The sequence below is a fragment of the Micromonospora echinospora genome (assembly GCF_014203425.1).
In the GTDB taxonomy this organism is placed as follows: Bacteria; Actinomycetota; Actinomycetes; order Mycobacteriales; family Micromonosporaceae; genus Micromonospora; species Micromonospora echinospora_A.
Window position 1 is genome coordinate 4,209,459 of the sequence record NZ_JACHJC010000001.1, and the last position, 16,361, is coordinate 4,225,819.

At 72.3% G+C, this 16,361-nt stretch carries 14 protein-coding genes and 1 riboswitch; of the genes, 11 read left to right on the top strand and 3 right to left on the bottom strand.

The genetic code is table 11. The annotated features are described in order from the left end of the window. The first annotated feature begins 30 nt into the window (after positions 1–30). From pdxY to FHU28_RS19560, 5 genes are all read left to right on the top strand, one after another. Positions 31–882 carry a pyridoxal kinase PdxY gene (pdxY, locus tag FHU28_RS19540; RefSeq protein WP_184685982.1) on the top strand — a complete coding sequence of 284 codons (852 nt, stop codon included), beginning with the start codon at positions 31–33 and terminating at the stop codon, positions 880–882. A gap of 97 nt (positions 883–979) precedes the next feature. After that, positions 980–1,444, top strand: coding sequence for a helix-turn-helix transcriptional regulator (locus FHU28_RS19545; RefSeq protein WP_184685983.1), 465 nt, complete (start codon positions 980–982; stop codon positions 1,442–1,444). Positions 1,445–1,449: 5 nt separating this feature from the next. Beyond that, positions 1,450–1,860, top strand: coding sequence for a VOC family protein (locus tag FHU28_RS19550; RefSeq protein WP_030503949.1), 411 nt, complete (start codon positions 1,450–1,452; stop codon positions 1,858–1,860). Positions 1,861–1,868: 8 nt separating this feature from the next. Beyond that, a complete protein-coding gene (locus FHU28_RS19555; protein ID WP_184685984.1) occupies positions 1,869–2,318 on the top strand; it encodes a pyridoxamine 5'-phosphate oxidase family protein in 450 nt (149 codons plus the stop codon). Positions 2,319–2,346: 28 nt separating this feature from the next. Further along, complete coding sequence (locus FHU28_RS19560; RefSeq protein WP_184685985.1) at positions 2,347–4,722, top strand: ATP-binding cassette domain-containing protein; 2,376 nt, start codon at positions 2,347–2,349, stop codon at positions 4,720–4,722. Between the two features lie 15 nt (positions 4,723–4,737). On the opposite strand, the gene FHU28_RS19565 is transcribed toward FHU28_RS19560, so the two are convergent. The 3 genes from FHU28_RS19565 to FHU28_RS19575 all read right to left on the bottom strand — a co-directional run bounded on the left by FHU28_RS19565 (position 4,738) and on the right by FHU28_RS19575 (position 7,383). Continuing rightward, a complete protein-coding gene (locus FHU28_RS19565) occupies positions 4,738–5,445 on the bottom strand; it encodes a response regulator (RefSeq protein ID WP_184685986.1) in 708 nt (235 codons plus the stop codon). Positions 5,446–5,543: 98 nt separating this feature from the next. Further along, a complete protein-coding gene (locus FHU28_RS19570) occupies positions 5,544–6,806 on the bottom strand; it encodes a sensor histidine kinase (RefSeq protein WP_184685987.1) in 1,263 nt (420 codons plus the stop codon). Positions 6,807–6,813: 7 nt separating this feature from the next. Next, the gene (locus tag FHU28_RS19575; RefSeq protein ID WP_184685988.1) at positions 6,814–7,383 is read right to left on the bottom strand and encodes a hypothetical protein; all 570 of its coding nucleotides are present in this window, start codon (positions 7,381–7,383) and stop codon (positions 6,814–6,816) included. Between the two features lie 285 nt (positions 7,384–7,668). Between FHU28_RS19575 and lanKC the strand changes: the two genes are divergently transcribed. The 6 genes from lanKC (at position 7,669) to FHU28_RS19605 (ending at position 16,359) form a co-directional block, all read left to right on the top strand. Continuing rightward, positions 7,669–10,278, top strand: coding sequence for a class III lanthionine synthetase LanKC (lanKC, locus tag FHU28_RS19580; RefSeq protein ID WP_184685989.1), 2,610 nt, complete (start codon positions 7,669–7,671; stop codon positions 10,276–10,278). A gap of 335 nt (positions 10,279–10,613) precedes the next feature. Then, complete coding sequence (locus FHU28_RS19585; RefSeq protein ID WP_184685990.1) at positions 10,614–11,879, top strand: MFS transporter; 1,266 nt, start codon at positions 10,614–10,616, stop codon at positions 11,877–11,879. Between the two features lie 134 nt (positions 11,880–12,013). Further along, positions 12,014–12,754: a hypothetical protein gene (locus FHU28_RS19590; RefSeq protein ID WP_184685991.1), complete on the top strand. Its 741-nt coding sequence runs from the start codon at positions 12,014–12,016 to the stop codon at positions 12,752–12,754. A 580-nt stretch (positions 12,755–13,334) separates the two neighbouring features. After that, positions 13,335–14,333, top strand: a complete 999-nt coding sequence (locus tag FHU28_RS19595) for a tyrosine-type recombinase/integrase (protein WP_184685992.1) — start codon at positions 13,335–13,337, stop codon at positions 14,331–14,333. 40 nt (positions 14,334–14,373) lie between these two features. Continuing rightward, the gene (locus FHU28_RS19600; protein WP_184685993.1) at positions 14,374–15,399 is read left to right on the top strand and encodes a hypothetical protein; all 1,026 of its coding nucleotides are present in this window, start codon (positions 14,374–14,376) and stop codon (positions 15,397–15,399) included. Further along, a riboswitch (ZMP/ZTP riboswitch) is annotated at positions 15,398–15,479 on the top strand. (Overlaps the previous gene by 2 nt.) 13 nt (positions 15,480–15,492) lie before the next feature. Further along, positions 15,493–16,359, top strand: a complete 867-nt coding sequence (locus FHU28_RS19605; RefSeq protein ID WP_184685994.1) for a bifunctional 5,10-methylenetetrahydrofolate dehydrogenase/5,10-methenyltetrahydrofolate cyclohydrolase — start codon at positions 15,493–15,495, stop codon at positions 16,357–16,359. Positions 16,360–16,361: the final 2 nt, after the last annotated feature.

Consider the following 16,361-nt stretch of genomic DNA (forward strand, 5'->3'; position numbering starts at 1 on the left):
ACCCCCGACCCGGGATGCGACCATGGCCAGGTGAAGATCCTGTCCATCCAGTCGTCGGTCGCCTACGGTCACGTCGGCAACTCCGCCGCCGTGTTCCCATTGCAACGCCTCCGACACGAGGTCTGGCCGGTTTTGACCGTGCACTTCTCCAACCACACCGGCTACGGCGCCTGGCGCGGCCCGCTGCTCGCCCCCACCGACGTCGCCGACGTCATCGCCGGGATCGAGGACCGCGGCGTGCTCGGCACCGCCGACGCCGTCCTCTCCGGCTACCAGGGCGACCCCGCCGTCGGCGCGGTCATCCTCGACGCGGTCGCCCGGGTCAAGGCCGCCAACCCGGCCGCGCTCTACTGCTGCGACCCGGTCATGGGCGACGTCGGCCGCGGCATGTTCGTCCGCCCCGGCATCCCTGAATACCTGCGTGACACGGTCGTGCCCTGCGCCGACATCGTCACCCCCAACCAGTTCGAGCTGGAGTTCCTCGCCGGCCGCACCACCGACACCCTCGACGACCTGCTCGCCGCCGTCGACACCGTCCGCGCCGCCGGCCCACGGCACGTCCTGGTCACCAGCGTCCTGCACGGTGACCTGCCCGCCGGGCACCTGGAAGTCGTCGCCGTCTCCGACGAGGGCGCCTGGGCCGTCACCACCCCGCTGCTGCCGATCGCCCCCAACGGCGGCGGCGACGTCACCGCCGCCCTGTACCTGGCGCACCTCGTCACCACCGGCTCACCGCAGACCGCGCTGGAACACACCACCAACTCGATCTACGCGGTACTCGAGGCGACCCTCGAAGCCGGCACCCGGGAGCTGCAACTCGTCGCCGCCCAGGACGCCATCGCGCAGCCGCCGACCCGGTTCACCGCCCGCCGGCTGCGCTGACCGCCGCCCGGGTGCACCTGCCGCGCGGGTGCACCCGGCGACGACTCGCCGCCTGAACTGGTGGACGACACCACCGCCCAGCAGGCAGGATGCGGACGTGTCACCGCACCAGGGCACCGACGACCCCGCGTTCGCCCAGCGCCTGCGCGACCTGACCCGGCTACGCCGCGTCCGCGACCGCATCGACCGCGAGTACGCCAACCCCCTCGACGTCGAAGCCCTCGCCCGCGGCGAGCACATGTCCGCCGGCCACCTCAGCCGCCAGTTCCGCCTGACCTACGGCGAATCCCCGTACGCGTACCTCATGACCCGCCGCATCGAACGCGCCATGGCCCTGCTGCGCCGCGGCGACCTCAGCGTCACCGATGTCTGCTTCGCCGTCGGCTGTCAGTCCCTGGGCACCTTCAGCACCCGGTTCACCGAACTCGTCGGCGAACCACCCAGCGCCTACCGTGCCCGCCACGCCCCCGACACCGCCGAGCCGCCCCCGTGCCTGACCAAGCAGGCGACCCGACCGGTCAGGAATCGAGAAGCCCGCACCGCCCGACCACCGCTAGCGTGACCACCATGACGATCACCATCCACTACACGTTCCTGCCGCACACCGACGCCGACGCCGCCCTCGCCTTCTACCGCGACACCCTCGGCTTCGAACTGCGCAACGACGTCGGCTACCAGGACATGCGCTGGCTCACCGTCGGCCCACCGAACCAGCCCGAGACCGGCATCGTCCTGCACCCGCCGGCCGCCGACCCCGGCATCACCGACGACGAACGCCGCACCATCCTCGAACTCATCGCCAAGGGCAGCTACGGCGCGCTCACCCTCGCCACCGACGACCTCGACGGCCTGTTCGACCGCCTCCAGGCCAGCGGCGCCGACGTCGTCCAGGAACCCACCGAACAGCCCTACGGCGTACGCGACTGCGCCTTCCGCGACCCCACCGGCAACCTCATCCGCATCAACGAGCGGCGCTGACCCCGCCCATGGCCGACGCGCCCCGCACCCGCGCCCAGCGCCGCCACGACACCACCCACCGCCTCGACCACGACGTCGACTGCTGGGTCGCCACCGCCGACCCCGACGGCACCCCGTACCTCGTGCCGCTGTCCTTCGACTGGGACGGCCACACGGTGCTCGTCGCCACCCCGGCCGACAGCCCCACCGGCCGCAACCTCGCCGGCGGCCGCGCCCGAATCGGCCTCGGCCCCACCCGCGACGTCACCATGATCGACGGAGACGTGGAAAGCCTCGCCATCGACGCCCTGCCCACCGCCCGAGGGGACCGCTTCGCCACCCGCACCGGCTTCGACCCCCGTACGCTGACCACTTCCTACCGCTGGTACCGCCTCACACCACGCCGCGTCCAGGCCTGGCGGGAGGCCGACGAGCTGCCCGGCCGCACGCTGATGCGCGACGGACGCTGGCTCGACTAGAGCATCACCCGACCCGGACGGAGAGACCATGAGCGAGGCCACCGCCGGCCTGCACCGCGCCGACAGCCACGACGTCATCCGCGTCCTCGGCGCCCGCGAGAACAACCTGCGCCACGTCGACGTCGAACTGCCCAAACGCCGCCTCACCGTCTTCACCGGCGTCTCCGGCTCCGGCAAGAGCTCACTGGTCTTCGGCACCATCGCCGCCGAGTCGCAGCGCCTGATCAACGAGACCTACAGCGCCTTCGTCCAGGGCTTCATGCCCACCCTGTCCCGGCCCGAGGTCGACGTCCTGGAGGGCCTCACCACTGCCATCATCGTCGACCAGGAACGCATGGGCGCCGACCCGCGCTCCACAGTCGGCACCGCCACCGACGTCAACGCGATGCTGCGCATCCTGTTCAGCCGTCTCGGCGATCCCCACATCGGCCCGCCCAACGCCTACTCGTTCAACGTCCCCTCCGTACGCGCGGCCGGCGCCATCACCGTCGAGCGCGGCCCCGGCAAGACCCAGACCAAGAAGGGCACCTTCAACCGCCTCGGCGGCATGTGCCCCCGCTGCGAGGGCCGCGGCGCGGTCACCGACTTCGACCTGACCGTCCTCTACGACGAGAAGTTGTCCCTCAACGAGGGCGCCATCACCATCCCCGGCTACAGCATGGAGGGCTGGTACGGCCGTATCTTCCGCTCCAGCGGACTGTTCGACCCGGACAAGCCGATCCGCGACTACACCAAGCGCGAGCTGAGCGACCTGCTCCACAAGGAACCCACTAAGATCAAGGTCGACGGCATCAACGTCACCTACACCGGCCTCGTCCCGGCCATCCAGAAGTCGATGCTCGCCAAGGACGTCGACGCCATGCAGCCGCACATCCGCGCCTTCGTCGAACGAGCTGTCACGTTCACCTCCTGCCCCGAATGCGACGGCACCCGCCTGAGCCCCGAGGCCCGCTCCTCGAAGATCAACGGCATCAGCATCGCCGACGCCTGCGCCATGCAGATCAGCGACCTCGCCACCTGGGTACGCGACCTGCGCGAACCCTCCGTCGGCCCGCTGCTCACCGCGCTGGGGGACACCCTCGACTCGTTCGTCGAGATCGGCCTCGGCTACCTCAGCCTCGACCGGCCCGCCGGCACCCTCTCCGGCGGCGAGGCCCAGCGCACCAAGATGATCCGCCACCTCGGCTCGTCCCTCACCGACGTCACCTACGTCTTCGACGAACCCACCATCGGCCTGCACCCGCACGACATCGCACGCATGAACAACCTCCTGCTGCAACTGCGCGACAAGGGCAACACCGTCCTCGTCGTCGAACACAAACCCGAGACCATCGCCATTGCCGACCACGTCGTCGACCTCGGCCCCGGCGCCGGCACCGCCGGCGGCACCATCTGCTACGAAGGCACCGTCGCCGGCCTGCGCGCCAGCGGCACCACCACCGGCCGCCACCTCGACGACCGCGCCACCCTCAAGGACAAGCTGCGTACGCCCACCGGCGCCCTGCCGATCCGCGGCGCCCGCACCCACAACCTGCGCGACGTCGACGTCGACATCCCCCTCGGTGTCCTGGTCGTCGTCACCGGCGTCGCCGGCTCCGGCAAGAGCAGCCTCATCCACGGCTCACTGGCCAAACGCGAGGACGTCGTCAGCGTCGACCAGACCGCCATCCGTGGCTCCCGCCGCAGCAACCCGGCCACCTACACCGGACTGCTCGACCCGATCCGCAAGGCGTTCGCCAAGGCCAACGGCGTCAAACCCGCCCTGTTCAGCGCCAACTCCGAGGGTGCCTGCCCGACCTGCAACGGCGCCGGCGTCATCTACACCGACCTGGGCATGATGGCCGGCGTCGCCAGCACCTGCGAGGACTGCGAAGGCAAACGGTTCCAGCCCGCCGTACTCGACTACCACCTCGGCGGACGCGACATCAGCCAGGTCCTCGCCATGTCCGTCGACGAGGCCGAGACGTTCTTCAGCGACGGTGAGGCCCGCACCCCGGCCGCCCACGCCATCCTCGACCGGCTCGCCGACGTCGGCCTCGGCTACCTCACGCTCGGCCAGCCGCTGACCACGCTGTCCGGCGGGGAACGCCAGCGGCTCAAGCTCGCCACCCGGATGGGGGACAAGGGCGGCGTGTACGTCCTCGACGAACCCACCACCGGCCTGCACCTGGCCGACGTCGCCCAACTGCTCGGCCTGCTCGACCGGCTCGTCGACGCGGGCAAGTCCGTCATCGTGATCGAGCACCACCAGGCGGTCATGGCACACGCCGACTGGATCATCGACCTCGGGCCGGGCGCCGGTCACGACGGCGGACGGATCGTCTACGAAGGCACCCCGGCCGACCTGGTGGCCGCCCGGTCCACGCTCACCGGCGAACACCTCGCCGACTACGTCGGCGCGTGAGCGCCACACCGGACCTCAGCGGGACAGGCCGGCCATCCGGGCCGGCGGCGCCGTACCGGGCTCCACCAGGCCGCACTGGTACGCGGCCACCACCGCGTGCGTCCGGTCCCGCATCCCCAGCTTCGTCAGGACCCGGCTGACGTGGGTCTTGACCGTCGCGTCGCCGAGCACGAGATGCTCGGCGATCTCCCGGTTCGACATCCCGTACGCCATCAGCACCAGCACCTCCCGTTCCCGCGGCGTGAGCCCGCGCATCTGCACCGGGGTGGGCAGCCCCGGGTCGGGCCGGGCGGCGAGGTCGTCGAGCAGCCGCCGGGCCACCGCCGGATCCAGCCACGCCTCCCCGGCGGCCACCGCCCGGATCGCCGACACCAGCTCGGCGGGCGCGGCGTCCTTGAGCACGAAGCCGGAAGCGCCCGCCCGCAACGCGGCGTGCACCGCCTCGTCCACGTGGTACGTGGTCAGCATGATGATCCGTACCGGCCGCTCCGGGTCGTCGATGAGCTGCTCGTCGGCCATCAGCTTCGTCGCGGCGAGTCCGTCGGTGCCGGGCATCCGCACGTCCATCAGCACCACGTCCGGGCGCAGCCGGCGACTGATCTCGACGGCCTGCGCCCCGTCGTCGGCCTCGGCGACGACCTCGATGTCAGGCTCGTTGGTGAGCAGCATCGCGAGTCCCGCCCGTACGAGCGGCTGGTCGTCGGCGAGCAGCACCCGGATCATGAAGGCTCCCGTCGTCGGCGGCCGTGACAGTGGCCCCACCACATGATCATCGACGTCGACGCCGTCGGCCAGCCCGATGTCGCACAGCGGACACGCGTTCACCCGACAGCCGGCGCCCCGCCGTCACCGGAGGCCGCCACGAGGTCGCCGCGCTGCGCGACCGGCAGCGTCGCGCTCACCCGGAACCCGCCCTCGGGACGCGGCCCGGCGACCAGGCGACCGCCGACGCGCTCCAGCCGTTCGGCGAGGCTGGCCAGCCCGTTGCCGGTGGACAGTCCCGCCGCCGACGCGCCCGGGTCGCGGTCCGTGCCGTCGTCGTCGACGCGCAGCAACAGCACCCGCTCCTGCCAGCCGAAATGAACAGTCGCGCAGGCCCGCCGGCCGACGTGCTTGAGCGTGTTCGTCAGGCTCTCCTGCACCGTCCGGTACGCCGCCAGCTCGATACTCGGATCCAGCGGCCGGGCACTGCCGGACACCGACATCGTCACGGTGAGCCCCGCGCACCGCATCGACGTCAGCAGCACCTCGATGTCGTCCAGCCGCGGCTGCGGGCCAGGCTCACCGTCGGCCGCCGGGCCCGACTCGGCGCGCATCACCGCCAGCAGCCGGCGCAACTCCGCCATCGCCTGCTGCCCGGCCTGCTGGATGTGCAGCAGCGCCTCCCGGGTCCGCTCCGGATCGGACGCGCTGATCCGCGCCGCCCCGGCGGCCTGCAGCACCATCACGGTCACCGAGTGGGACACCACGTCGTGCAACTCCGCGGCGATGCGGCGACGCTCCAACGCGACCGCCTCCGCCCGGGCCACACGCCGCTCCCGTTCCAGCTGGGCCACCCGCCGCCGGTGCCGCCGCACCACCGACCCGGCGGTCCACGCGGCCGCGTAGATGAGCGCGAACATCAGCGCGGTGACCACGAACTCCCCGGCCCGCGCGCCCGGGTTCGGCTCCACCCGGAACGAGTCGAACGCGCTGAGCAGGCTCCGCGCGCACGCCGCCGCGTACGCCGCCGCCGACACCACCAGCGGCCGCAACGCCGCCACCGTGTACAGGGCCACGATCAGGCCCACCCACGGCCGGTAGTCGTGCACCAGGAACCACATCGCCACGCCGTGCACGCACTCGAAGGCGAACACCGTGACCGGCGCCCGGGCCCGCCACCACAGGGCGCCGACCGACAGCACCGCGGCGAGCACCTGCAGCCACTGCCGGGCCGGGCCGACCGGCTCGCTCTGGATCACCACGGACGACGCCGTGAACAGGTCGAGCAGGCCCAGCACCGGCAGCAGCAGAAGATCGTGACGCCACCAACTCGCCGCCCGCGCCGGGGCAGACGGCGCCACCGCACCGGTCACCGAGGTCATCGGCGGGCTAGGAGTTTTCGGCGGGGCAGCCGATCCCGAACAACCGGCACGTCCAGGACAGCGGAGAACCGTCGTCGTCACCGCCGCCGTCACCGTCGGGCGGCGGCGTGGCCGCGCTCACCCGGTGCGTGGTCACCGGCACCGCCGGCCGCCCCGGCTCACCCGCGCGGCCCGCCCCGGCCAGCACCACCGTCGCCACGACGTCGGCCGCGGCGTCCGCGGCCACCCGCCACCGCCCGTCCGCGTCGTCGGCGAGCATCGCCAGCACCCGCCGCACCGCCGAGGCGTCCGTGCCGTAGCCACCCGGAACCGTCGCGCCGGCGAGGGAAACCATCAGCAGGTCCGCCTCGTCACGGTGCAGCACCGACACCTCCGCGACAGTGAGTGACCGCGCATCCCCGCCGGCCACACCCACCAGGCGCACCGCGTCACCGGACCGGGCCCGGCCCGCACCGACTGTCCTCAGCAGACAACGCCGACCGTCCAGCGGCACCCCACGCGCGACTGTCACCCACCCGGCCGGCCGCTCCGCCTGCAGGAACACCACCACCGGCGGCGACTGGACCTCGGTTCTCATCACGGACCTCCACAGAAGGAATTGCGGGCGAACAGCCCGCGTACGCGAGAAATTCTGGCCCACACCGGCCCGCCGGACGTCCCCGTACCGGGTGACATCCGGTGTCCACTTCCAGACGGACCCCCGGCGCCCGGCACCGAGCCGGGACGGACCCCGAACCTCGCCCCACGGCCGGACGCCAGGACCAGCCGGTGACCACCACGATGGAACCAGTCCGGACGACGGCGGCAACACACCGAACGCCCCGGACACCCTTCCCAACCCGTCACGGCCACGAGGTTTGCCATGCCCACGCCCGGTGCGTTCCTGATCGCCGACCCGGTCCACGTCGACTCACCGGCGCACGTCGCCGACACGGCGAGCCGGTTCCCGCTGGCCGACCAGACCCCGCCCGACGGCTGGCGCGTCGCCGAACACGGCGGCTGGATCATGTGGCACCCGCCGCAGGCACAGCTGCCCCAGCAGGGCTGGAAGGTGCACGTCTCGGTGAACCTCGACGACGCCGCCGACGCCCTCGACCTGGTACGCGAGCACTGCGTCCGCCACCGGGTCGCCTTCAAGTTCCAGCGCAGCCGCCGCCTCGCCCTGGTCAACAACGAGAAGTACGCCCACCGCGCCGGCAGCGGCAAACTCGCCGCCCTCTACCCGGCCGACGACACCGCCCTGCGCCGCATCCTCGACGACCTCGGCGCCCAACTCGCTGGCTACCGCGGCCCGTACGTCCTCAGTGACCTGCGCTGGCACGACGGCCCCCTCTACCTGCGCTACGGCGGATTCGCCGAACTCTGGTGCGTCGACGGCGACCAGCCCGTCCCCGCCGTCACACGCCCCGACGGAACCCTCGTCCCCGACCGCCGCGAACCCGTCTTCACAGTGCCCGACTGGGCACCCGTACCCGACTTCGTCGCCGAACACATCGCCGCCGTCGACGCGCAGACCGACGACGAACCGCCCTACCGCATCGAGGAAGCCCTGCACCACTCCAACGCCGGCGGCGTCTACCGCGCCACCGACCTGCGCGACGGCCGCACCGTCGTCCTGCGCGAAGCCCGCCCGCACGCCGGCCTCGACGGCGCCGGCACCGACGCGCTCACCCGCCTACGCCGCGAGGAGACCATGCTGCGTCGGCTCGCCGGCCTCGACTGCGTCCCACAACTGCTCGACCGCCTCACCTGGTGGGAACACCAGTTCCTGGTCGAGGAGCACATCGAGGGCGACACCCTCCAGCACCACCTCGCCATGCGGCACCCGCTGATCCACCCCGACCCCACCCACCAGGACCTGACCGACTACACCACCTGGGCACTCGACGTCATCGACCAGGTCGAAGCCGCCCTTGCCCAGGTACACGCCAGGGGAGTGGTCTTCGGCGACCTGCACACCGCCAACGTCATGATCCGCCCCGACGGCCGCGTCGTGCTCGTCGACTTCGAACAGGCGTACCTGACCGACGAGGACTTCACCCCGTCACTGGGCGACCCCGGCTTCGCCACACCCCGGATCCGCCGCGGCCCCGCCGTCGACACCTACGCGCTCGCCTGCCTACGCCTCGCCGTCTTCGTACCGCTGACACCACTCGCCGCGCTGTGCGACGAAAAGTTCGACGACCTCCTCACAGTCGCCCGACGCTTCCCACTACCGCCCGGCTACCTCGACCGCATCCGCGACGACCTGCACACCGCACTGAACCCGCCCACGTCCGCACCCGACCGCCGCCGCGTCACCCGCTACCCCTGGCCCGCCGACCAACGCCGCCTGATCGAATCACTGGCCGCCGGCATCCGCGCCACCGCCACACCACACCGCACCGACCGGCTCTTCCCCGGCGACCCCGGCCAGTTCCCGCACGGCGGCGCCACCCTCGCGCACGGCGCCGCCGGCGTCATCTGGGCACTCGTCAACACCGGCGTCGACTACCCCGAACGCGACGAACACCTCGACTGGCTCACCCGCGCCGCCCGCCGCCTGCCCACCGCCCACCTCGGCCTCTACGACGGCCTGGCCGGCATCGCCGCGCTCCTGGACCGCACGGGACGCCACGACGACGCCGGTGAACTGCTCGACCGATGTCGCACCGGCCTCCACCACCGCTACGGCCCCGGCCTGCACAGCGGCCTCGCCGGCATCGGACTCGCCCTGCTCCGCCCCGGCAGACCCGCCCCCGACGACGCCCTGCACATCGGTGACCGACTCGCCCGCACCCTCACCGGCGACACGAAGCAACCCGTGCCCGAACCCGCACGCCCCGGCCTGCTCCACGGCTGGTCCGGCCCCGCGATCTTCCTCACCCGCCTCCACGAAGCCACCGGCGACCCCGCCTGGCTACGGGCCGCCCGCACCGCCCTGCGCCGCGACCTGCAGCACACCGTCCGCGACGACAACGGCAACCTCCACGTACGCGACGGCGCACGACGGCTGTTCTACCTCGACGAAGGCAGCGCCGGCATCGCCGTCGCCGCCCACACACTGCTCCGCCACGGCGAACGCCAGTGGCTTCGCGACGTCGTCACCACCGTCCGCCGCACCATCGACGTCGAGTTCGTCCTGCTGCCCGGTCTCTTCCATGGCCGCGCCGGACTGCTCGCCACCACCGCCCTGCTCACCGACGGCCCGCCGCGCACCACCCCGCACGGTCCCGTCGGACTCGTCCGCGACGACGCGCCCCACCACACCCCGGCCCACCTGGCCCGGCTCGCCTGGCACGCCTACGCCCTCGACGGCCGGCTCGCGTTCCCCGGCGACACCCTGCTGCGCATCTCCACCGACCTCGCCGCCGGCGGCGCCGGAATCCTGTCCGCGATACACGCCGCGCTGCACCACACCGCAGTGACGCTGCCCTTCCTCGACGCCCCCACCCACGTCGCGCCCACCGGCCACCTCCTCGCCGCGAGCTGAGACCCGGCCGGCGCCCACAGACCCCGTCGGAACCACCGACGGCCAACCCCACCACACCCGAGAAGGAGGTGAACCCCCATGACGAAGCTCCTCAACCTGCAGGCCATGGCCACGCAGAACGGCACCCGCCACGCGGTCCCGCCGCAGTCCAGCAGCATCAGCATCGCCTGCTGCAACGGCTGAGACGGCAGTGGCGAACGGGCCACCGGCCCCGGCCACACCTGATCCGCCTGGCGACCCGGGCGGGCGGCCACCGCCCGCCCGGGTCCGTCGTCAACCCGCCCCACAGCCGGTGGAGCCGACCTCCCGCCCGCCACCACGCCCACGGAGCCCTCATGCCGCCCACCGGCCTGCGACACAACCGCGACTTCCTCCTCATCACCGTCGCCCGCACCGCGTCGAAACTCGGCACCCAGGTCACCGCCGTCGCCACGCCGCTCCTCGTGCTGCTGACCACCGGCTCCGCCACCGACGCCGGCCTCGTCGCCTTCGCCGAAGGAATCGCCCTGGTCCTCGTACTCCTGCCCGCCGGCCTGCTCGCCGACCGCCGCGACCGGCGCATCCTCATGCTCTGCTGCGACGGCGGCGCGCTGCTCGCCGTCGCCGGCGTCACAGTGCTCGCCCTCGTCGGACACGCGCCAGTCCTGCTGATCGCCGTCCTCGCCGCCGCCACCGCCGGTCTCGGCGCCGCCCTGCAACCCGCCGCCGCGGCGGCCACCCGCGCCGTCGTCCCGGCACGGGACCTGCGTACGGCCACCGTGTTCAACGAAACCCGCAACGGCGTCGTACACCTGGCCGGCCCGCCGCTCGGCGGCTTCCTGTTCGGCCTCGCCCCGGCGCTGCCGTTCCTCGTCGACGCGATCTCGTACGCCGTCTCCCTGGTCGCTGTGGCCCTGCTACGCGGCCCGCTCGGCCGGTCCCTGACCACGCCGGGGGAGTCCCTGCCCCAGCAGGCCGTCGCCGGGGTCCGGTTCCTGTGGCGACAACCGTCGCTACGGTTCACGCTGCTCTGCGGCGCCGTCCTGAACTTCGCGTTCGCAGGCGTCCTGCTGGCGATCATCGTCGTGCCCGTCCGCAACGGCGCCTCCGGACTGTCCGCCGGTACCGTCATGGCATGCGTCGGGCTCGGCGCCGTCGCCGGATCACTCGTCGCGTCCTGGCTGACCGCCCGGGTACCCACCCGCTGGCTGATCCTCGCTGTCGTCTGGGCCTGCGCTGTGCTGACCGCCGCGATGGCCACCACCGACAACGGACTGATCCTGGGCGCGCTGGCCGGCGCCTCCGTCCTGGTCGTACCCGCCGCGAACATCAGCATGCTGACTCTCCAGACCCTGCTGACCCCCGGCGACCTGCAGGGGAGAGCGAACGCCGCGACCAGCTTCATCGCGCTGATCGTGGCGCCGTTCGGCCCGGCGCTGTCCGGCCTGCTGATCGACCGCGTACCGGCGCCGATGGTGTTCGGCAGCTTCGCGGCCGTCATGCTGACGCTCGCCCTGGGCGCGGCCGTCGCACCCGCCGTGCGCGCAATGCCCGACCTGCGCGCCGTCGAGGACGTCCCGGAGCCCGGCGAGGCCGAGCGCCGCGACCCGCAGCCGGTCTGAGTCGATCTCCGTACCGGCAGGCAGGGGAGAGGCGCCGGTCTTTCCTGGGACGTTCGGATGATCACGACAGCGCACCGCCCGTGCCACCATGTAGGGCCCCTCCCGGAACAGGCCACAAGGGACGAGGTGCCGGCATGGAGCTGAACAGGAGCCGACAGACGCTGTGGAAGGGCCTCACGGTCTTCGGAGTCGGCGTGCTTCCGCTGCTGTACCTCACATCCGCGTCGACCGTACGATGGATCGCTCTCGGCCTGTGGCTGGTGTCGGCCGGGGTGTTCGTCGCCTACCAGCTCAGGCCGTTCCGGTTCCGCATCGCAGCCGACGGACTTGACCTGCGGATCGCCGGGCTCAACCGGCTGGTGGCGTGGGCCGAGATCGAGGCCGTCGTCCTGCACCAGCCGCTACCGTCCGGTGGCCGGAAGCAGAGAGCCGCGTCGGTGCTGCTGGTGCCGGCCACCGCCTCGACCATCGATCGTCGGCTCACCGGCCGCAGCCCCGTCGACGGCCGGGCGGCCCTGGTGCTGCTCGACCTCGATCAGGTACAGCAGCCGCCGGGAGAGGTGGCAGCCGCCCTGGCCCACTTCGGAGGAAGCCGCTTCGCGGACGTCCGGCAGCGAGCCCCGGAACGGTCCGACGCCCCGGGCGCGCCGGACATGGAGGCCCTGAGCTTGTTGTCCAGCCTGACACCGCGAGTCCAGAAGGCGATCGACTCGGGCGACGCGTCGCAGCGGCAGGCGCTCAAGGCAGAGGTGGACGCGGCACTCGCCAAGCTGTCCGAGGCGTCGGCCGGTCGTGACCAGCCACGGCTGGACGGCGTTCTGAAAGCGATGTCGGACGCCCTCGCTACGGAGGACGAAGACACGAAGCCCTCCTGAGCGCTCCCCACCGTGCTCGGTTATACATTCGATAATGTACATTATGTCAAGTCACACTCAGGCGGGGCCTCCCCGGGCATCCACGCGAGGCGACTGACCGACCTTCCGGGGCCTGGAGGTCCAATCGGTCACCCCGTCGCACCGCCGAGCGCGGCATCAAGCTCGTCATCCACCGCGCGGTCCGGCTGGTTCGGACGCACCCAGGCCGCGATGCCGCTGGCGCTTGACCGCGAGCACCGATCGCCCGGGCACCCCCGACCACTAATCCCCGCCGACACCGACCTCCGCGCCGCCCGGATCCCACCATCCGGCGATCATGAGGTTGGCGGGGACAACTTGGGCAGCATTCGCGCTCAACCTCATGATCACCGGAGCAGCGAGGGTGCCAGCCCTTTCGCCTGCCCTCCTGGTATCGACCGAGTGCCGACGGGTGTGACTACCGCCAGTTCGCCGATGTGGCCGCATCGGAGCGCCCGGGATGCCGCCACCCCGGCGAAGTGGAGTTGATCATCGCTTGATCGACTGCACCCCCTGGACTGACCTCCTGGCGGGAACGCGAGAATCATGCATAATATCCCTTATGCATGACAAACCGGACGAAACGGTAGCGACTCTGATCGAGGAGTTCCTTACTGCCCGGGCCACCCGTAAGCCCTCCCCCCACACCCTGGCCGCCTACCGGCGGGACCTGACCACAGTGGCCGAACTGGTCGCCGCCGACGGTGACACCACTCCCCTCCCCCTGGACCGGCTGGCGATCGGCACCCTCTCCCCCAGGGTGATGCGCGCGGCGTTCGCGCGGTTCGCCGCTCCCCGCGCCGCCGCGTCGGTCCATCGTGCCTGGTCGACGTGGAACAGCTTCTTCACTTTCCTGGTGGCGGAGGGCGTCGTACCGGGCAATCCGATGCCGGCGGTGGGGCGACCGCGTACGCCGCTCCCCCGGCCCAAGCCGCTCCGGGGAGAGGACACCCCGGAGGAGCTGCTGGCGGCGGTGGCGCGCGCGGAGGGCCGGCAGCGTGATCCGTGGCCGGAGCGGGACCTGGCGGTGCTGGCGCTGGCGTTGTGCGCGGGGTTGCGGCTGTCGGAGCTGCTGGCGCTGCGGGTGTCGTCGGTGACGGGGCGCGACGGCGAGCGGCGGGTGGACGTGGCGGGCAAGGGCGGGCGGCCGCGTACGGTCCCGATCGAGGACGCCGTGGACCGGGTGCTGACGGGCTATCTGGACAGCCGGCGGTACCGGTTCGGGTCGCGCAATGTGCGCCCGGACTCGCCGTTTCTGGTGGACCGTCAGGGTGAGGCGTTGCGGCGGGGCGGCCTCCAGTACCTCGTGGAGTCGTGTTACCGGCGTGCGGGCATCGGTGACCGGGTGCCGCGGGGCGCGCGGTTGCACGCGTTGCGGCACACGTTCGCGACGCGGTTGGCGGAGGACGGGGCGAGCGCGGCGGAGATCATGCGGTTGCTGGGGCATGCGTCGTTGGCGTCGTCGCAGACGTACATCGAGGTGACGGCGGGTCAGCAGCGGGCGGCGGTGGCGGCGAACCGCACCAACCGGGCGTTGTCGGGGTTGACGCCGCCGCGGTGAGGGCCGTGCGGCGGTCTGCCGTGCTGGCAGGATCGGGCGGATGCGGGTGGGTGCGGCGCGGGCGGTGGCGGTCGGGTGGGTGCGGGAGCGGATGCGCGTCGATCCGTCGATCGAGGGGGCGTTCTTCAGCGGGTCGACTGTGGGGTTGCCGGACGACGCGGTGCTGCCGGCGTGGTCGGACGTGGACGTGTTACTGGTGCGCTGGAACCCCGGCGTAAAGGTGGGCAAGTTCGTGCACCGGGGGGTGCTGCTGGAGGTCAGCACTGTCACCTGGGAGGAGTTGGGTGGCCCGGAGGACGTGCTGGGGTCGTGGGTGTTCGCGCCGATGTTCCGTACCGATGGGGTGATCGCGGATCCGTCGGGCCGGCTGGCCGCGGTGCGGGAGCGGGTGGCGGCGGGGTTCGCGGATCCGGTGTGGGTGCGGGCGCGGTGCGCGGGCGTGCGGCGGCGGATCGAGGCCGGGTTGCGGGCGGTGGCGGTCGGCGGTTCGGCGCCGGTGGCGGAGCAGGTGCTGGCGTGGGTGTTTCCGACGTCGTTGCTGGCGGTGTGGCCGGCGGTGGCGGGGTTGGCGGATCCGACGGTGCGGCGGCGGTACGTGCGGGCGGAGCGGGTGTTGTCGCGGTTCGGGTTGGCCGATCGGTATCCGGAGTTGCTGGACACGTTCGACGGCGGTGGGGTGGGCGTGGACGCGGCGCGGGTGCGGGAGCATCTGGCCGGGTTGGCGGTGGTGTTCGACGAGGTGGCGCGGTTGCCGCGGGAGGGGTTCGCGTTCGGGGCGGATCTGGGCGCGGCGGGTCGGCCGGTGGTGTTCGACGGTGCGGCTGAGCTGATTGCGGCGGGCCGGCATCGGGAGGCGATGTTCTGGGTGCTGGTGACGTACGCGCGGTGTCATGTGGTGTCGGGCGCGGTGGCGCCGGAGCGGGAGCGGGCGTTCGGGGCGGTGCTGGCGGATCTGGGGGTGGCGTCGGCGGCGGATCGGCGGCGGCGGGCGGACGCGTTGCTGGCGGCGTTGCCGGGGTGGCAGGCGGTGGTGGATGCGGTGGCGGCGGAGGCTGTGGCAGGCTGAGGGGGAACGCGACTGGCGGCACGGGGATGGGTGAACCATCGGGGAGCTCGTCGTGGGGGTCGACCGCCTGGGCCTCTGCGGGCGAGGTGTCGTATGTCTTCTGCGCGGTTGTTGCCGGGTGGCCCGGTGGCGGAGCGGGTGTTGTCGGAGGTCGCCGCGTCGGTGGTGGAGCTGCGCGCGGCGGGGGTGACGCCGGCGCTGGCGACGGTGCTGGTGGGTGACGACGACGCGAGCGCGGGCTATATCCGGATCAAGCAACGGCAGGCGGCGGAGCTGGGTTTCGTGTCGCCGCACGTGCATCTGCCGGCGTCGGCGTCGCAGGCGGATCTGCACGCGGTGCTGGCGGATTTCAACGCGGACAAGACGGTGCACGGGGTGCTGGTGCAGTACCCGATCCCGGGGCATCTGGACTACGACCGGGCGTTGGCGGAGCTGGATCCGGACAAGGACGTGGACGGGATGCATCCGGTGAACATGGGCCGGCTGGCGTTGGGGTTGCCGGGTCCGTTGCCGTGTACGCCGGCGGGGATCGAGGCGTTGCTGGCGTTTCACGGTGTGCCGGTGGCGGGCCGGGAGGTGGTGATCCTGGGCCGGGGTGCGACGTTGGGTCGGCCGTTGGCGATGTTGCTGGCGCAGAAGCGGCCGACGGCGAACGCGGCGGTGACCGTGGTGCACACGGGGGTGGCGGACTGGCCGCGGTACACGCTGCGGGCGGAGATTTTGGTGGCGGCGGCGGGGGTGCCGGGGATCGTGCGGCCGGAGCATGTGCGTCCGGGTGCGGTGGTAGTCGGTGGTGGGGTGCGGTACGAGGGGCGGCGGTTGCTGCCGGACGTGGACGAGTCGTGTGCCGAGGTGGCGGGCGCGATCACGCCGCGTGTGGGCGGGGTGGGTCCGACGACTGTGGCGATGTTGTTCCGTAACGCGGTGGAGGCGGCTCGGCGGCAGAGCGGTCTGGGTTGAGC